Source organism: Microbacterium sp. B19, from assembly GCF_000333395.1.
Taxonomy (GTDB): domain Bacteria; phylum Actinomycetota; class Actinomycetes; order Actinomycetales; family Microbacteriaceae; genus Microbacterium.
Genome location: NZ_BADA01000110.1, coordinates 38,420 through 55,954, shown reverse-complemented (window position 1 = coordinate 55,954; position 17,535 = coordinate 38,420). Strand labels below are relative to the sequence as shown.

Genomic DNA, 17,535 nt, shown 5'->3' with positions numbered 1-17,535 from the left:
CCGACCGACACGAGATCCGGGGCGCGATACTGGCATGCGCGAACGAACTCACCCACCTACTGCGGAGGCCTGAGAAGGGCGCCGCACCGACCCCCATTGTCGGAGGCTGCATCACGAAACAGACGATTGAGCCCCGCGTCAACCGTATGCTGGCGATGTTCGTCTACCTGGGGGCTGAAATGGCACGTCGTCGTGGATTCTTTGCGGAGTTGCAGCATCAAGCGAAGCTGGCCGATCAACGAGCGCAGGCAGCGGCGCGGCAACACTCCAAGCAGGTCGACGCGGCCCGGCGGGCTGCGGAGCGCGCGGCGCTGGCCGCTGCGCGTGCATCGGAGCAAGATCGCAAGCGGCTCGAGCGTGAGGCCGCCCAAGCGCATGCGGAAGCTCGGCTGGCGGAGGCCGACGAACTGACCGCTGAGGCAACGGAGCGCTTTCAGATCCTCGATCAGCTGCTGTCCGCAACACTCGCGATAGATGATTTCGTGGACCTTGAATCGCTGCGCGCTGTCGCACACCATCCACCGTTCCCGCGTGAGGATCTACGAGTCCCTATCCCAGCCCCAGCTCCAATCCCGGATCCGCCGCTTCCAGTCAAGCGCGAACCGGTGGCCGTGACCGGAATGTTTGGGCGCAAGCAAAAGGCCGCGGATGCATTAGCCGCCGTCGAACGCCAGTACGCCCATGATTACTCGGAATGGAAGACGGCCACTGAGGAGCTTCCGGCCCGCCGTTCGGCGCAAAGTGCGGCGTACGCCGCCGCGGAGGATGCACGTCAGGCGGCTCTCGCGCAGGCGACTGCTCGCTACCAGACCGAATCGGTCGAGCGCGAACGGCTGGTGACTGAGCAGAACGAGTCGCTGGACCAGCTGATCGCGGGACTGGCGTACGGCACCGTTGACGCGGTCCAGGAGTACGTCGGAATTGTGCTGGCCAATTCGGTTTACCCCGAATGGTTTCCTGTTTCACACACGGCGACCTTCGAGCCCACGAGTGCCGAGCTGAGTCTGCGGGTTGTCATGCCGGGACCGGATGCTGTACCGACGGTCAAGGCATACCGGTACACGAAGACAACTGACGAAATAACTCCCGTTGCGGCAACACAGAAGGAGACGAAGGATCGCTACGCGCGCGCTGTTCACAACATTGCGCTGCGATCCATTCATGAGGTCTTCGAGGCGGATCGGCGCAGACTCGTGCTAAGCATCTCGTTGGAGTTGGGTACGGAAACAGTGAGCCCCGCGACAGGAAAGCCCACGTACGTTCCGCTTGTGGCGGTTGCCGTGCGCCGCGATGAATTTGAGGCACTCGACTTGTCTGCCGTAGTGCCCTCCGCGACGCTCGAACACCTCGGTGCGTCTGTCTCCAAGAACCCACACGGCTTGGTCCCAGCCGTGGCGGGAGGTGTGCGTCGCGCACGATGACTGCTTCGTCGATGCAATTTAACCCGCCGCCCGGATGGCCCAAGCCCCCAACAGGGTGGGTCCCCCCGGCCGGATGGTCGCCCGACCCCGCATGGCCCGCGCCCCCAGCCGGGTGGCAGCTTTGGCTGCCAGGTGACCACCCGGTGGAGACCACGGATGCACTAGATCTAGCCGGGGGTCCGGCGGCACGCTTGCCTCTTCTGGAGTCCGATCGCAGGGCACTCCTGGAGGCCGAGAACGCCTCGCTCCGAGCGCAACTCAACGATGCGCAAACTGCAGGCTACGTGGAGCTAAATGATGCGCGCGTTCTGCAGGATGTCGGCATCTATCGGTACCACCATCCACTCGAGTCTGCCGCCGCGTACAAGGACGCATTTTCTGCAATAGAGTCGCGGATCGCTGACAACATCAGGGCAGGTCGGGCGATCGTCAAGTCTGAACTGTTCACCTTCAATAACTCGCTGGCACAGGGTCGTCGAATGACAGATGATCTCGCAAAGCTGATGCTCCGCGCTTACAACGCAGAGGCCGACAACTCGATTCGGGCACTCAGGGTAGGAAACGTTGTCACCGCAAAGCGGCGGCTAGAAGCGTCGAGGGTCGCGATCGCGAAGCTCGGCAGGCTGATGGAGATGCGAATCAGCGACGAGTTTCATGCATTGCGTATTGAGGAAATCGAACTCACTGCTGACTGGCTGATGAAGAAGCAGGAGGAGCGGGAAGCCGAGCGCGACGAGCGGGCACGTTTGCGAGAGGAGAGAAAAGTCGAGAAGGAGCTGGCGGAGGAGCGGGCGCGGCTCGACAAAGAACGTCAGCACCTTGTCAACACGTTGCGCGCCCTGGAGGAGCAGGGGCACAGCGATGAGGCACTTCGTTCCCGGCTGGCGGCAGTCGACGACGCGATTGCGCAGAACGACTTCCGGACGGCAAACATCCGAGCCGGTTATGTCTACGTGATCTCAAACCAGGGGGCGTTCGGCGAGAACGTGGTCAAGATTGGACTGACCCGCCGTCTAGAACCTCGCGATCGGATAGCCGAACTCGGCGGGGCTTCCGTGCCGTTTCGTTTCGACACTCACGCACTTTTCTTCTCGGAAGATGCCGTGACGCTTGAGTCGGAGTTGCACCACCACTTTGCGAACCGGGCGCTCAACAGGGCCAATGCGAGGAAAGAGTTCTTCTTCGCTACGCCGGCGGAAGTCCGCGATGTGCTCCGAAAGAAGGTCGGGAACATCCTCGAGTTCAACGAAGTCGGCGCGGCAACCGAGTTCAGACAGTCCGTCGGGCTCTGGCCGTCGGAGGGGACCCGCGGAGCCGGGCTAAGGTGATCGAACGTCTCCGCGCAGTCGGCATCTGAGTGCCCTCCCACGCTACGGGCAGCCGGGCGCGCTCACGAGCGATTCGCTATACGCCGGGTGACAGCGCCACTAACCTGACCCCACCGCCACCCGGCTCCAAGGAGACCGCAGTGCCCCGACCTCTCCGCTATGGCATCAACGTCTCCCTAGACGGCTGCGTCCATCATGAGGCGGGCTTGCCGCCGGACTCCGAGTCGATGGCGTTCTGGACCGACGAGCTACGCCGCTCCGACACCCTCCTGTACGGGCGCGTCACGTATGAGTTGATGGAGGGCGCGTGGCGGCGACCCCCGTCCAGGCAGTGGCCGGACTGGATGGATGACGGCGAGGTCGCCTTCGCGGAGGTGATGGATCCAATGCGGAAGGTCGTGGCATCCACCGCCCTCGACGCCGTGGACTGGAACGCCGAACTCCTCCACGGCGATGTCGTCGACGGGGTGCGGCGGCTCAGGGAGCAGCCGGGGCGGGGGATCTCGCTCGGTGGTGTGCGGCTGCCGGTGGCGCTCGCTGCGGCGGGGCTCATCGACGAGTACACGTTCGTCGTGCATCCGGTGATCGCGGGTCGCGGGCCGCGGCTGCTCAACGGCGTGGAGCTGACGCTCGAGCTCATCGAGCGGTGGGAGTTCCGCTCGGGCGTCACGGTGCAGCGGTACCGGCCGACTTCGTAGAGAAGGGCCCCACGCGACCTGGTCGCGCGAGGCCCTGCCTCCCGGGTCACTCCGCGGCAACCGACGCACTCCACGTCACGCCGAACCGGTCGGTCAGCATCCCGAACCCGGCGCTCCACGCCGACGCCGCGAGGGGCTCGACGATCGTGGCATCCACCGCCAGGGCATCCCAGTAGTCCTGCAGCTCGTCGAGCGTGGGCGAACTGATCGAGACGAACAGCGCCTGGTCGGTGATCGTCGTGTTGTTCTCGCGGCGGGTGGAGCCGCTGCCGGCGATGCTGCCCTCGGTCTGGCCAGGGATGTCGTACCCCATGAGGCGGAACCCGTTCGCGGCGGCGACGAGGCCGAACACGACCTTGTCGGCGCCGGGGATCTCGGCCGGCATCCCGAAATCGGCGTAAGTGTTGATGACGGAGTGCCCGCCGAAGACGGATCGGTAGAACTCCAGCGCCGCGCGCGCGTCGCCGCGGAAGTTCAGGTGAGGGGTGGTCTGCACGGACATGTCTGCTCCTTGGGTCTCGGCCGGATCGGCTCGTGCCACGACCCTCACAGCCATGTAGGGCTGTTTCTGTCCTAGACCGGAAATACCCTGGATGCCATGACGACGACATCGCGGCTGCTCACCCTGCTGTCGCTGCTGCAGACGCGACGCGACTGGCCGGGGTCGCTGCTCGCCTCGCGGCTCGGCATCACCGACCGCACGGTGCGTCGCGATATAGATCGCCTCCGCGAGATGGGGTACCGCATCGAGGCCACGATGGGTCCGGACGGCGGGTACCGTCTCGACTCCGGCACCGAGCTGCCCCCGCTGCTCTTCGACGACGACCAGGCGCTCGCCGTGGCTGTCGCGCTGCGCACCGCCCCGGCTCTTGGCGCGGGCATCGGTGAGGCGGCGATCCGCGCGCTCGCGACGATGCGCCAGGTCATGCCCTCACGTCTGCGGCACCGCCTCGACACCCTCGAGGTCACCACGGTCGCGCGGCCGGGGGAGGTGGCATCCACCTCCATCTCTCTCGACGTCCTCGTGACGCTCGCGCAGGCGATCCGCGACCGGGTGACGCTGCGGTTCGACTACGGCGGCGCGCTGCGGCGAGCGGAGCCGCACCACCTCGCCGTCTCGGACGGCCGGTGGTACCTCGTCGCGTGGGATCTCGACCGCGACGACTGGCGGATCTACCGGGTCGATCGCATCCATCCGCGCATCCCGCACGGCGCCCCCTTCACTCCGCGCACGGTGCCCGGTGGCGACGTCGACGCGTTCGTCTCGGCCCGATTCAAGGGAGCGGATGCCAACGCCTGGCCGTGCCGCGGAACGGTGCTGCTCCACCTCCCGGCGCAGGACGTGCGGCCCTTCGCCGGCGACGGAACCGTCACCGCGGTCGACGAGGGGAGCTGCACGCTCGAAGCGGGGTCGTGGTCGTGGGGAGCGCTCGCCGCGTCGTTCGGGCGGTTCGAGGCCGAGATGGAGGTCGTGGGGCCTCCGGAGCTGGCGGAGGCGTTTGGGGTGGTGGCGGAGCGGTTCGCGCGGGCGACCTCTCCCAGGTCACGCGGCACCCGGCGACATTCGCGGCGGGCCTAGTCGACGACACATGTTCGTTGTGCGTCTGATGATCGAGGGTCTGGGCCGAGGACTTCTCGACGACGTGAAGCTGGAGCTCTAGTTGATCGAGTGGCGTGACTTCCGCTGGGCGGTGACAGTGCCGCGTCATCGCCCACACGCGCTCCGCTTCGAGGCCCAGGTCCGGCGAAGGGAGCGCCCGGTGGGAGTGGGGCTGTGCCCTCCCTCGAGCGGGGTAGCCTGCCCTGACAGTCGGATGTGGCTCGAATGCGTACGAACCGGGAGGTGCGGGAATGGGCGAAAGGGATGACGCCAAGGAAGCCGCCAGCGGCTTCAACGGCATCCATCCCGATTTTGATGTCGAAGCCCACCGAGGAGAACCGATCTACATCGGGAAAAATCTCGCCGACGCACGCTTCGTCGGGTACGTGGGCGGCAGCCCGCGGGAACCTGCTGAGGAAGACTCAGAATCCGGGTCTGCCAGCTAGCCGACGGAACGGGCATGGCGGACGCGCAACAGCCCTTCACAGAGACTGTGCAGACCGGGTGCGGTGAGCCAGCCGCGCGCGTGACGCAGCCCCGCTCTCCCCGGACGGCCCGGAGGTGCGCCTCGCCCGGAGCGCTCGCGGGTAACTAGTAGACCAGGCGCTTCGTCGCCAGGGACACGTTGCGGAGTAACAGACCATTCGCTCTGGCGCCCGGGGGGGGGGGTATGCGCGTGCGGGCGGATCCGCCTAGCGCGGAGTCGTTCGACCGTCGACACACCGGCGCCACACGCGAGCCCTACGATGACGGCGTGACCGACGACGTGGTTTCCGCGCTGCTCCGTGCCCTCGAGCTGGCGCCCGACGACAGGGTGCTGCGCCTGCACGTCGCGGAACTGCTCATCGCCGACCGACGTACGTCCGAGGCCATCGTGCATCTCGGCACGCTCCTCGCCGCGGATCCGGGCCACGCTCGTGCGCTGGAGCTCATGGCATCCGCTCTCTCGAACACGCCGGTGGTCGAGGCGACACCGGCGGTCGAGGCCAACCCGGCGACCGCGCCGACGTATGACTGGGCGGCGGCGGAGGAAGACGTGGACGGCATCGTGGCTCCGGCGTTCGTCGAGGCGACGCCGACGGCGAGCGAGGAGCCGGCGGTGGAGCCGGAGCATCCGCGGCTCACGCTCGCCGACGTCGGCGGGATGGAACAGGTCAAGGAGCGGCTGACCGCGTCGTTCCTCGCTCCGCTCCAGAATCCCGAACTGCGGCGGCTGTACGGCAAGCGCCTGCGCGGCGGACTGCTGCTGTACGGGCCGCCGGGATGCGGAAAGACGCACCTCGCGCGGGCACTGGCGGGCGAGCTGGGGGCATCGTTCGTGACGATCCGGCTGAATGACGTGCTCAACATGTACCTGGGTGAGAGCGAGCAGAACCTGCATCGGATCTTCGATGACGCGCGCCGGAACGCGCCGTGCGTCGTCTTCCTCGACGAGGTCGACGGCATCGGTCAGCGCCGGACCGGACTCGGCTCGTCGCCGATGCGCGGCGTGGTGTCGCAGCTGCTCGAAGAACTCGACGGCGTCGCGACCCAGGCGGGCAACGAGGGCGTGTACGTGCTCGCCGCGACCAACCAGCCGTGGGACGTCGACGTCGCCCTCCGCCGACCCGGACGTCTCGACCGCACGGTCCTCGTTCTGCCGCCCGATCGCGAGGCGCGGGCGGCGATCTTTCACGCTCACCTCCGCGACCGGCCGATCGAGGCGGTCGACGTCGTTGAACTCGCCCGGCGCACCGACGGATACAGCGGCGCCGATATCGCGCACATCTGCGAGACGGCATCCGAGACCGCGCTCCTCGACAGCGTCCGCTCGGGCGAGGCGCGGCTCATCCAGATGGACGATCTCCTCACGGCGATCGCCGACGTGCGGCCCTCCGTCGGCGACTGGCTCACCTCCGCGCGCAACGTCGCGCTCTTCGGCAACGCCGACGGCCAGTACGACGAACTCAAGGCCTACCTGAAGAAAGTGAAGCGGCTGTGAGCCGAGGGGATGCCGCGCAGGCGCGCGCCCTGCTCGGGGCCGGACGGTTGCGCGAGGCGCAGGACGCTGCGCTGCGGGCGTTGCGCACCGACCCGCAGGACAACGTGTCGCGATTCGTTCTCGCGCACGCTCTCTACGGGATGGGCGAACACGACGCCGCGTTCGACCACGCGTCCACCGTCGTGGCGGAGGAGCCGGACTTCACCGCCGCACTCCGCCTGCTGGCGTACGTGGCGGGGGATACCGGGCGTCCCCGCCAGGGATTGGATGCCGCGAACGAGGCGCTGCGGCAAGAGCCGAACGACTGGCAGAACCACGCCGTCGTCGCCTACACCGAGGCCCGCGCGAACGGGCGCCAAGGGGAGAAGCGAGCCATCGCGGCCGGACAAGCCGCCATCGACCTCGCACCGGACGTCGCGGGCGCCCATCAGGCTCTCGGGACGGCCTACCTGCTGCTGGGGCGCCCTCGGAAGGCCGAGGGAGCGCTACGGCAGGCGCTGGCCCTCGAACCGAACGACGCGCAGATCCGGCAGAACCTCGGCGTGGCCCTCGAACGTCGGTTCCGCTTCGCCGGGGCAATGAACCAGTTCGCGGAACTGACGGGCGAGCAGCCCGCCAACCCCGTGCACACGCAGAACATCTCCGCCGCGTTCGGCCGCGGCGTCGCCATCCTTCTCCTGGTCAGTGCGGTCTGGATGATGATCGCGCTCCGGGTGTCACCGCCCGGGCCTGCGGCCGACGGCACACCCTCGCCGATGGCCTTCGTCTTCGGACTGGCGCTTCCCGTCACGGCGGTGATCGCCGTGGCGCTCTTCCGACTGCGGTTCCGATACTCGCTCGGCGCGCTATTCTCGCTCGTGCGCCGCGAAGGCGTCCGACACCTGCGGGCCGCAGCGGTGATGGTGGTCGCATTCGTCATCCTCTTCGCCGCGACGTTCTTCTCCGGCGAGACGCGGATGTTCACCGTCATCGCCGCGGCGTTCGTTCTCGCGACCGCGACGATCTTCGCGTTCCCGGAAGCCTGGAGGAACCCCGCGAAGCGGAAGGGTGCGGTTCCCCGCGAAGAACCGAGACCTCTCACGTTCCGCGAAGACCTCTTCCGCGCGTTCACGAACGAACCCGCGCCGCGCGGACTCGACGGAAAGCCCGTGATCCAACCCTGGGCGGTGGGTCCGGGGCGGATCATCGGCTTCGTGTGTGCGGTGATCTCGTTCGTTCCGCTCTTCGGCGCCATGTTCGGTCTTCTCGGCTTCGCGCTGTCGAACACCGCCTGGGCGCATCTGCGGAACGCCGGCCTTCCGCGCCGCCTCCCGCTCTACGGGCAGATCCTGAGCGCGATCGGCACGGTGCTCGGGATCGCGTCCATCGTTCTGTTCGTGGTGACGGTTCCGCGCGGGTAGAGGGCGGGGGGATCCCCGTTGATCCGACTCAGACCCCCGCGAACCACCCGTCCGCTCCCAGGTCCGACCCGGCGCGGGGCAGGTACTGGTCGAAGTAGACGCGCGCCACGAGCTCGCGGCGGCTGGTGACGCCGGCCTTCTCGAAGATCGACTTGAGGTGGTCCTGCACGGTGTACGGCGACACGTGCATCGACGCGGCGATCTCCTTCGTGTCGGCGCCGCGCAGGACGGCTCCGACGACTTCGTGCTCGCGGACGGTCAGCGCGAAGGCCGCGGCGACGATGTCGATGACCTCCTGCGGCCGGGCCTCCTCGATCGTGACCACGACGTCACCGGCGCGGTCGCCGAGACCACCGAGCGGCGCGGCGTGCAGCACCAGCCACACGCCGTCGCTCGTGCGCGTGCGGATCCGTGGCATCCGGGGGAGATCTCCCGACGCGAACCGGCGTGCGCCGCTGACGAGAGCCTGGATATAGGTGAGGGGATCGGCGCCCGGTACCGCCAACTGCGCGAGGCGCTCCTGCGCGCCGGGGCTCGACTGCACGACGCGATCCGACGCGTCGATGATGATCACCGCCGGACCCGACGCGGGCGCGGACGGGCGGTGGGCCAGCTGCGTGAGGAGTCCGGTGCGGATCCCCCGCGTCAGCGCCGGCGCGACGCTGGCGAAGAAGGCGAGCTCCTGCGGCGTGAACGCCGCGTCGTCGGAGCCGCGGAGCACCGACAGCGTTCCCCACACTCCCGCGCGATCCGCGAACACCACGCGCGCCTCGTCGACGTATCCGAACCGCGGGAGCACCAGGTCGGCCATGCGTTCCAGACGCTCGACCTCGCCGTCGGTGGCCTCGTGGATGCCGACGGCCACCTGTCCCGCGGACGCGATCGCGTCATACCGCGTCGGGTCGGGCTGACCGCCGTACTCGATGCGCGCCCAGGCGACGTCGGCGAAGTTCTTGCCGTCGAGATCGCCGAGTTTGAGGGTGCTCGCGATCATCGACGTCGCCGGATCGGTGCTCGAGAAACACCCGGCGATGTACGGCACCACGGACAGAAGGGCGCTCGCCGACTCCGCCATGAACTCCGCCAGCGGCAGACCGGCGCGCGACAGCACATCGATGTCGCTGCGCGCGCGTCCGGCGGCCAGGGCGGTGACCATGCGAACAGTGTGCTCCGCTCGCCGCGCCGCCACCATCCCAGGAATCTGGGGGGACGAAAATCCCCTCTCGTCTGGGATGGATGCCACCGCGGAAGAGGAGCAGAGTCGTGCCGTCACCCACCCGAGAGAACGGTCCACACCATGTCATCCACCGCTGAATCCACCCTCGACGAGCGCGCCGCGAAACTGCGCGATGCGCTCGGTTCCCGCGTCGTCCTGGCGAGCGACCCCGACTACGACGTCGTCCGCACGCCGTGGAATGTCGCCATCGACCAGCGCCCGTTCGCCGTCGTCACGCCCGAGTCCGCCGAAGAGGTCGTCGCCGTCGTCCGCGCGGCCACGGCCGCGGGCCTGCGCGTCGCTCCGCAGTCCACCGGGCACGGCGCTGCGGCGCTCGCCGACACCGACCTCGCGAATGCCGTGCTCGTGCGTCTCGATGCCCTGCGCGGCGTCACCGTGCACCCCGAGGCGGAGGCGGCGATCGTCCTCGGCGGTTCGCACTGGAACGACGTCCTGGCCGCCGCCGCACCGCACGGGCTCACCGCCCTGCACGGCAGCGCCGGCGACGTCTCGGTCGCGGGCTACTCGCTCAACGGCGGGGTGTCGTTCTACTCCCGCACGCACGGCCTGGCCGTCAACGCGGTGCGATCCGTGCAGATCGTCACCGCCGACGGCTCGCTCGTCCGCGCGAGCGCGCACCAGAACCCCGACCTGTTCTGGGCGGTCCGCGGCGGCTCCGGCGCCTTCGGCATCGTCGTGTCGCTCGAGATCGAGCTGCTGCCCTACGCCGACGTGTTCGCCGGAATGCTGCTGTGGGATGCCACGCACACCGCGGCCGTCAGTCGAACGTGGGCCGAGTGGACGGCATCCGTACCCGAATCCGTCACCTCGTCGCTGCGGGTGCTGCACCTCCCGCCGCTGCCCGAGCTGCCGCCGTTCCTGTCGGGACGCTCGGTCGTCGTGGTGGATGGGGCCGCGCTCGAGTCCGACGAGCGTGCTGACGAACTGCTGCGGCCGCTGCGCGACCTCGGCCCCGAGATCGACACGTTCACTCGCATCCCGTCCGCCGCCCTCGTGCACATGCACATGGATCCGCCGCAGCCGACGCCCGCGGCGACCCGCCACCGCGTCCTCGACGCGCTGCCCGCCGAAGCGGTCGCGGCGTTCGTCGCGGCATCCACGGATATGACGCTGTTCGTCGCCGAGCTGCGGCACATCGGTGGCGCGATCGCTCGGCCCCTGCCGGGCGGCGGGGCCGTGTCGGCCGTCGCGGGCGAGTACATCGCGCACGGGATCGCGGTGGTTCCCGTCCCCGAGGCGGCGGTGCCCGCGCACGGAGCCGTGGCCGCCTTCGTCGACGCGTTCGAGCCGTGGGCCGGCGAGGCGCTCGCGCTCACCTTCCTCGACGGCGGCATGGACCGCGCCGCCGGCTTCGCCGCAGCTCTCGACCGGTTGCGCGCCCTGAAGGAGCACTGGGATCCGCGGAACGTGTTCGCGGCGGGGAACCCTGTGCCGTGACAGAGTGTGAGTCCGCGAGGAGGGGGCGCTGTGAGGAAGCTGGTGAACGTTGGCGTCTGGCTCCTGCTGCCGATCCTCGCCGCGGCCTGGATCGCCGTGATCTCCGGGGCTTTGTCGACGATGGGGACGCTGCGGGGCACGGGACATCTCGTGGATGCCGCGAGCATCACGACCCTGACCACTCTCTGCGTGGTGCTCGTCCTCGCGATCCTTGCGGTCGTCTGGGACGCGCAGCGGATGCCGCGGCTCGCGACGGCAACGAGGGTCACGGCATTCGTCCTCTCGGCCGTGGCGCTCGCCGTCGCCGGGGTGCTCATGTTCATCGTGCTGGGCGGCTGAATCCGTGGCATCCGGGCTCGTTCGCCACGGAGATCGGAGCCGTGCCACCAGGCGCGGTGACCGCGCGGAGGACGACGTGAAAAGATCCGCGTAACCAATCGGTTCGAGGCGGAAACAGAGAGCACGTGGGCCCTGACATCGCGAACTCGCGCGCATCGCGCGTGCATGCGACGACCGTGGCGCGCTCGTTCGAGGTTCTCTTTCGCGAGTATCACGCGGTGATCGTGACTGCCGCGTTCAACCGACTGAACGACATCGGGGATGCCGAGAACGTGACGGCCGAGGTGTTCACCGCGGCATGGCGTCACCGCGCCGAGCACGAGGCCGTGTTCACGCTTCGCTGGTTGTACGCGACACTGCGGAACGTCGTGGGGAACGAATACCGACGCAGGTCCAGGGCGGCGCGGCGATATCAGCGACTCGTCGCAGAGACGTCCGCACCACAACCGGCCCTGGTCGACGATGACGCCATCATGCTGCGTCAGGTCGTGTCGAAGATGCGCCTCGAAGACCGTGAGCTGATCTGGATGGCCTACTGGGAGGAACTCTCTCGCGAAGAGATGGCGGAGGTCCTCGGGTGCAGCGTGGCCGCCGTGAAAGTCCGATTGCTTCGGGCGCGTGAGCGGCTGAGACAGCTGCTTGCTTCTCCTGCCGATGCCGATGCCGATGCCGAGAGGGGCGTGCGGTGAATCACGACGAACTCAGCGACCGTCTCCGCGCTGCGCGGCCCGGGACGCCTCGACGCGGCGAAACGCTCGATGCCGCGTCCCAAACCGTGCTCGAGCGAATCGTCTCCGATGAATCGGAGACGAACGGCGTACGGGACCTCGCCCCTCACCGTCGGCGGGCATGGCGCGGCCAACCTGCCTGGCTCGCCGCCGCGTCCGTTCTGCTGGTGATCGTGCTCGGGGCCGTGGGCTCGATCACGTTGCTCCAGCCGTCGTCGGCAGTAGCCGCGACCCCCCGACTTCTCACACCCGAACCCATCCCCGGGACCGCGGGAGAAAACCTGATGAACATCAGCGACGCGCTGCGCGCGGCCGGCGGCGGGGGAGGGGAGACGATCCGATTCCAGTCATGGGCGTTGGCCTTCGACCCTGAGACGGGCTCCTCCCCTCAGTTCATCGCCCCGGAGCAACACCGGATCGAACACCTCCCCGACGGGAGCGTGCGAGTGACGGTCATGGCCGGGACGCCCTACACGCCCGGCGGCTCACCCGTCTCAGAACCCACGCCGGCACCCGGAACCGTGCTGTGGTCCGATGTCCAGGCGCCGGCTGACGTCGTGACGCTGTTCGGTACTCCGCCGACGGTCGCATCGCGGGTCGGAGAGTACCTGGAGATGAGTGGCACCGTTCCCCATCGAACGAGCGGCGAGTACTTCTCCGCCATACGGTTGCTTCTCTCGGAGCGGCGCCTGTCGAGCGAAGAAGAAGCCGCGCTCATCGCGTTCCTGGCGACCCTCCCAGATGTCGAGGTCGAGGGAAAGGTGACCGATCGGCTGGGTCGACCCGGTGTGGCGTTCAGCACCGAGTCGCGTTCCCCGGGCGAGTACCGGGACACGCTCGTGCTCAGCGCGAGCGAGGGCGTGCTCTCCTACGAAGTGACCTACATCGGCTCCTCGCGCACGGATATCCAGGCTCCGGCGGTCATCGAGTACATCGCCTGGGAGTAGTCGAAGGAAGCCCCAATGAAATCGATTCGGCCGATCCTCGCCGCGGTCGCCATCGCCGCCCTGTCCATCATCGCCCCCGCTGCGGCGCATGCCGCGGACGATCGACTGCAGGACCGCGTCGACCACGTTCTGGCCGAATTCCCGGGCGGTACCCAGACGGGGGCGGGTGAGATCAGCTGGAACAACGGCGAGATCATTCTGACGTTCGGCGGAAGTGTCTCGGCGCGATCGGTGGGGTCCTGCGCCACGGGGAGCTTCTGCGCCTACTCCGGCACGTATCAGTCGGGAGCACGCATCGCCTTCACGAACTGCGCCGGGACGAACTCCGTCGCTCCGTTGGGAAGCCCGGTCCGGAGCTTCGCCAATGCCCGCACCGCGGGCACCGTCTACGCATTCAACGGCAGCACGGTCGTGGCATCCACCGCGTCCGGCACGTACAAGAACACGACCGCCACCATTTCGCGCCTCGGATGCTGAGGTTCCCTCCCTGCCCGTATGGGGGATCGGGCCGTGAGGGAGGGCACTTTCCTATCTCCGTGTAACCGATTCGCGGCGTCAGGAAACAACACAGACAACGGGTTCGGTGGGCGCGCAGGTTCTCGAACGCGGACACGATCCAGCGCCGGCATGAGCCGTCGCCGACAACGTAGATGGGGGTAATCATGCGCAGCACAGGTGAGAAGAATCGTTCGTTCCTCTGGCGGTCCGTGGCCAGCGGCGCTGTGGCCGCGGCATTGGTGGCGGGAAGCGTCCTGCCGGCGAACGCTGCGACCACGACGGTCAGCGGAGAGGTCAACTGCACCGGGTCGTGGGTCAACTACTCGACCGAACGCCGGACGACGAGCACGGGACCGACCCAGCTCTACCTCACGAATGGAGCCGGCAGCCAGTGGGGTGGCTGGCAGACCACCGTCGGAACCAAGATCACGGCGACCGGGGGAACGCACCAGGCCACCATGGTGACCGGTGCTGCGCCGTGGGGCACGATCATCCCGTCCGGTGCCTACGTCGTCAACACGCGATTCACGATGCGGGCGCACATGCAGCCCTCGAGCGGCGCGTGCGACAACACCTGGGGCGGCGATCTCCACTACTGAGCCGGCGTTTCTTCGCTTGCTCAGCACAATGACGACAGAGGCAGGACACGCATGACGACATGTCGGAAGCAGGGGGCACTGTCATTGATGGTCGTCCTGCCTCTGTTGCTTGCGGGGTGCGCGAGTGCTTCCCCGGATGCGGTGGACGATGAATCCCACGAGACCACGATCCTCGACTACGACGCCACGGTGGCGGAGTATGCGAAGACCGCGGCGACCCTCGCGCTCCCCGAGGGCAGGGAGTATCCCGACGTGCCATTCGACGGCACGGATGAGATGTACCAGCAGGGATTCGGGGCGAATCGCGCGGTGTACTTCTGGAACTGCGCGTGGGGCCGGGAGTGGCTCGCCGTTCGCGGTGTGGACGACGAGAAAGCCGCGCACGCTCTCTCGGTCTACGCCTCCGTGAAGGACACGGAGACGTACCAGCAGTCGTGGGACCCCGCCAGCATGCAGGTCCCGTTCGAGGCCGCATTGGAAGCGGCTGAACTCGGCGACGCCTCGCAGATCCAAGCCGATATCAGTGCCAATTGCCCGGCATGACGCGGGCTCGATTCGCCGCCGCGCTCGTCACAGCTGCCGTCGTCGGCGGATGTACGACGGCATGCACCGCGCAGCAGGCCGCGAATCCTGACCGAGGAGTCGAGGCGCCGCCGGCCATGGCCCAGGTGGAGAGGCGGTCACTCACTTCGACGGTGGTTCTGAGCGGCACGATCGTGCCGAACCCCGAATTCCTGGTCGAGGCGCCGGCGGCCGGGCAGGTCGCTTACACGGACCGATCCGCGGTGGGGAGCTCGGTCGATGCGGGTGACGAGATCGCACGGGTCGACGGGCAGTCCGTTGTCTCGCCCGCGCCCGGCGCCATCGCGGAAATGCGTGCGGCGGATGCGACCAAAGTCGTTCCGCGCATTCCGATCGCCGTCGTCGCGTACCGGGGCTTCGGGGTGGTTGTCGATGTCCCCGTCTCCGAGCAGTACAGGCTCTACGAGGGGGCGGTCACCGCGACCGTCAACGTCACGGGCGGTCCCTCGGGTGTCGTTTGCCAGCTCGTTCCGACCGCCCCAGTCCCCTACGCGAAAGAGGCCGTCGGCGTCCTCTGCCTCCTGCCCCTGGATGCCGCCGTGGCGTCGGGCCTGGAAACCAAGGTGGGCCTGAACACCGGAAGCAGAGCCGACGTGCTCACCCTTCCGCTGCAGGCTGTGTCGGGAAGGTCCGGGCAAGGTCGGGTTTCGCGGCTGAATCCCGATGGCTCCCGCGAGACGATCACCGTGGGGCTCGGACTCACCGATGGCGTCTACATCGAAATCGTCAGTGGCCTCGAAGCCGGAGACACGGTCGCGGGACTTCCGCCGGGGGTCGGCTAGGTGTTGGCCGACGTCGTCGTGGCGAAGGATCTCACTGCCGCGGTCCGTCTCCCCAGTGGGGAGCGACTGTCCATTCTGCGCGACGTCTCCTTTCGCATCCGTGAAGGCACCTCCGCAGCGATCCTGGGCAGGTCGGGGTCCGGGAAGAGCACGCTGCTCGCCATCCTGGGATTGATGAATCGTCCGGACGGCGGCGAACTCACGATCGCGGGGACCGACGTGTCGAACCTCCGCGACAGGGAGGCGGCCCGGCTCCGCAACTCTCTGGTGGGTTTCGTCTTCCAGAACTATTCGCTCATCGAGCACCTCACCGTTCGGGAGAACGTGGAATTGCCCTTCTCATTCGGCCCGAGTCCGAGGCCGCGCGAGATGAGGAGATCGGTCGACAGGGCGCTCGATCTCGTCGGCATGACGTCATTTGCGGCGCGTAAGCCGGCGCAGCTCTCCGGTGGGGAACAACAACGTGTCGCCATCGCGCGGGCATTGGTGCGTCACCCGCGGCTCATCCTCGCCGACGAACCGACCGGCGCCCTGGACGTCGATACGGGTCATCAGGTGATGAGCGTCCTGCGCGATGCCACGGTCGGTTCCGGGAGTGGTCTCGTCATCGTGACGCACGATCCAGCGATCGCTGACTCCACGGAGAGCCAGTGGCACCTCCTCGACGGAGCGTTGTACCCGCATCATTCCGCCCCCTTTCCCGGGGGTCTGCGGTGAGAGCGCTCGTCGCCGCGCTCCGGGATCTTCGCCGCCATCGCCTGAGGAATCTGCTGTCGGCGGGCACCATGTTCATCGGCGTGCTCGCCCTCGTCGGGGTTTCGGCGGCGAGTTCGATCGCCGGCGACATGCTCGTCGCCTACGAGGAGCAGACCGGCGGGCGGGCGGTGACGATGACCGCGCAGGTCGACGTTCCCCAGGAGGATCTCGGCCCCGGCGGCCGAGCGTTGGTGGATGTCCTCAACACTCGCCTCGGGAACGCGGGCCAGGCGGTCGTGAGTGGCCAGTCGACAGTCTTCCTCCGGACGCCCGCCGAGTTCGAGAACAATCAAGCGGCGAGCGTCCTGGACATCGAATGGGATGCCGGCGACCTCACATCCGTACGACGCCTCGCCGTGACGGACGGGCGATTTCCTCTCGCCGACGAACCATTCCCTCCCACGATCGCGGTGAACGAGGTGGCTGCGCGCCAATTCGGATTCCCCGAACACACATCCTTCTTCCTGGGGACCTCCCCGGACGCGCGAGGAGCGCTGTTCACCGTGGCCGCAGTGATCGCCGACGGGGGCACAGACCCGAAGGGCTACGGGAATCTCAGCGCCTACGCTTCGCTCCTCGGTACGTCGGACCTCGGGCCGCTCACGGTCAGGGTCACGAGCCCCACCATCGCCGAGCAGGCGAGCGCGGGGCTCGTAGCCGATGCCGCAGCGGACCTCGGCCTGGCTCTCTCGTCGCCGGCGGTGCGGACCGACACGACGTGGCGGGTCGCAGCTCAGATCGAAACCCTCAGCGTGATCTTCACGCTCTTCGCGGTCGTCATGCTGCTCGTCGCCGCGATCGGCCTGCTGAACGTCGGCCTGTCGGCGGTCGGCGAACGATCGCGGGAGCTCGTCATCCGGCGCGCGATCGGCGCGAATCGCCGGGACGTCTTCCTTCTCGTGATGGGTTCGTCGTTCGCCATGGCGACCGTTGTCGCAGTCGTCGCGACGGGCGCCGCGGTGGTTCTCGTCTACGCCGTCGCGCCCTCCCTGGTGCCCGCGGGATCGGTCGTGGGTGCTCCGCCGTTCCCGTGGATGGCGTGTGTGGTCGGATGCGTCGCGGCGGCGCTGACGGCGATCGCGGGCGCCGCGGTTCCCGCGATGAAGGCGGCCCGCCTGCCGGTCGCGCTGGCTCTGCGAGAGTGACCGAACCTCGCCCGGCGGACGACATCACCCTCGTGACACCGCCCGCCGTGGCATCCG

At 68.1% G+C, this 17,535-nt stretch carries 19 protein-coding genes; 17 read left to right on the top strand and 2 right to left on the bottom strand.

Annotation, left to right across the window (positions count from 1 at the left end):
* Positions 1-155: 155 nt before the first annotated feature.
* From I5G_RS24435 to I5G_RS04305, 3 genes are all read left to right on the top strand, one after another.
* A complete protein-coding gene (locus I5G_RS24435; protein WP_239642489.1) occupies positions 156-1,421 on the top strand; it encodes a hypothetical protein in 1,266 nt (421 codons plus the stop codon).
* Between the two features lie 143 nt (positions 1,422-1,564).
* Positions 1,565-2,749: a DUF4041 domain-containing protein gene (locus tag I5G_RS04310; protein ID WP_239642488.1), complete on the top strand. Its 1,185-nt coding sequence runs from the start codon at positions 1,565-1,567 to the stop codon at positions 2,747-2,749.
* Between the two features lie 140 nt (positions 2,750-2,889).
* Positions 2,890-3,447, top strand: coding sequence for a dihydrofolate reductase family protein (locus I5G_RS04305; RefSeq protein WP_022877964.1), 558 nt, complete (start codon positions 2,890-2,892; stop codon positions 3,445-3,447).
* Between the two features lie 46 nt (positions 3,448-3,493).
* Here the strand turns inward: I5G_RS04305 and I5G_RS04300 are convergent, their stop codons facing one another.
* Positions 3,494-3,949 (bottom strand): VOC family protein, encoded by a 456-nt coding sequence (locus I5G_RS04300; protein WP_022877963.1) that lies wholly within the window; start codon positions 3,947-3,949, stop codon positions 3,494-3,496.
* A gap of 96 nt (positions 3,950-4,045) precedes the next feature.
* On the opposite strand from I5G_RS04300, the gene I5G_RS04295 reads away from it, so the two are divergent.
* The 4 genes from I5G_RS04295 to I5G_RS04285 all read left to right on the top strand — a co-directional run bounded on the left by I5G_RS04295 (position 4,046) and on the right by I5G_RS04285 (position 8,428).
* Positions 4,046-5,026 carry a YafY family protein gene (locus I5G_RS04295; RefSeq protein ID WP_022877962.1) on the top strand — a complete coding sequence of 327 codons (981 nt, stop codon included), beginning with the start codon at positions 4,046-4,048 and terminating at the stop codon, positions 5,024-5,026.
* A gap of 272 nt (positions 5,027-5,298) precedes the next feature.
* Entirely contained in the window at positions 5,299-5,493 is a 195-nt protein-coding gene (locus I5G_RS25135) for a hypothetical protein (RefSeq protein ID WP_148286398.1), read from the top strand.
* A gap of 308 nt (positions 5,494-5,801) precedes the next feature.
* Positions 5,802-7,028 (top strand): AAA family ATPase, encoded by a 1,227-nt coding sequence (locus I5G_RS04290; protein WP_022877961.1) that lies wholly within the window; start codon positions 5,802-5,804, stop codon positions 7,026-7,028.
* Positions 7,025-8,428, top strand: a complete 1,404-nt coding sequence (locus I5G_RS04285; protein WP_022877960.1) for a lipopolysaccharide assembly protein LapB — start codon at positions 7,025-7,027, stop codon at positions 8,426-8,428. The genes I5G_RS04290 and I5G_RS04285 overlap by 4 nt, the downstream gene beginning before the upstream one ends.
* 28 nt (positions 8,429-8,456) lie before the next feature.
* Here I5G_RS04285 and I5G_RS04280 read toward each other — a convergent pair whose 3' ends face one another.
* The gene (locus I5G_RS04280; RefSeq protein ID WP_022877959.1) at positions 8,457-9,584 is read right to left on the bottom strand and encodes a helix-turn-helix transcriptional regulator; all 1,128 of its coding nucleotides are present in this window, start codon (positions 9,582-9,584) and stop codon (positions 8,457-8,459) included.
* A gap of 141 nt (positions 9,585-9,725) precedes the next feature.
* Here I5G_RS04280 and I5G_RS20520 point away from each other — a divergent pair, with 141 nt between their 5' ends.
* The 10 genes from I5G_RS20520 to I5G_RS23880 all read left to right on the top strand — a co-directional run bounded on the left by I5G_RS20520 (position 9,726) and on the right by I5G_RS23880 (position 17,478).
* The gene (locus I5G_RS20520) at positions 9,726-11,102 is read left to right on the top strand and encodes an FAD-binding oxidoreductase (protein WP_022877958.1); all 1,377 of its coding nucleotides are present in this window, start codon (positions 9,726-9,728) and stop codon (positions 11,100-11,102) included.
* A 42-nt stretch (positions 11,103-11,144) separates the two neighbouring features.
* Positions 11,145-11,441 carry a hypothetical protein gene (locus tag I5G_RS04270; protein WP_022877957.1) on the top strand — a complete coding sequence of 99 codons (297 nt, stop codon included), beginning with the start codon at positions 11,145-11,147 and terminating at the stop codon, positions 11,439-11,441.
* Between the two features lie 125 nt (positions 11,442-11,566).
* Positions 11,567-12,130, top strand: coding sequence for an RNA polymerase sigma factor (locus I5G_RS20515; RefSeq protein WP_022877956.1), 564 nt, complete (start codon positions 11,567-11,569; stop codon positions 12,128-12,130).
* Positions 12,131-12,453: 323 nt separating this feature from the next.
* Complete coding sequence (locus I5G_RS04260) at positions 12,454-13,116, top strand: hypothetical protein (RefSeq protein WP_148286397.1); 663 nt, start codon at positions 12,454-12,456, stop codon at positions 13,114-13,116.
* A 15-nt stretch (positions 13,117-13,131) separates the two neighbouring features.
* Entirely contained in the window at positions 13,132-13,593 is a 462-nt protein-coding gene (locus I5G_RS23885) for a hypothetical protein (protein WP_022877954.1), read from the top strand.
* Between the two features lie 185 nt (positions 13,594-13,778).
* A complete protein-coding gene (locus tag I5G_RS04250) occupies positions 13,779-14,213 on the top strand; it encodes a hypothetical protein (protein ID WP_022877953.1) in 435 nt (144 codons plus the stop codon).
* Positions 14,214-14,354: 141 nt separating this feature from the next.
* Positions 14,355-14,756, top strand: a complete 402-nt coding sequence (locus tag I5G_RS04245; RefSeq protein WP_148286396.1) for a hypothetical protein — start codon at positions 14,355-14,357, stop codon at positions 14,754-14,756.
* Positions 14,744-15,577 (top strand): hypothetical protein, encoded by an 834-nt coding sequence (locus I5G_RS04240; protein WP_148286395.1) that lies wholly within the window; start codon positions 14,744-14,746, stop codon positions 15,575-15,577. The genes I5G_RS04245 and I5G_RS04240 overlap by 13 nt, the downstream gene beginning before the upstream one ends.
* A gap of 3 nt (positions 15,578-15,580) precedes the next feature.
* Positions 15,581-16,294, top strand: coding sequence for an ABC transporter ATP-binding protein (locus I5G_RS20505; protein WP_036326210.1), 714 nt, complete (start codon positions 15,581-15,583; stop codon positions 16,292-16,294).
* Complete coding sequence (locus tag I5G_RS23880) at positions 16,291-17,478, top strand: ABC transporter permease (RefSeq protein ID WP_148286394.1); 1,188 nt, start codon at positions 16,291-16,293, stop codon at positions 17,476-17,478. Before I5G_RS20505 ends, I5G_RS23880 begins: the two co-directional genes overlap by 4 nt.
* Positions 17,479-17,535: the final 57 nt, after the last annotated feature.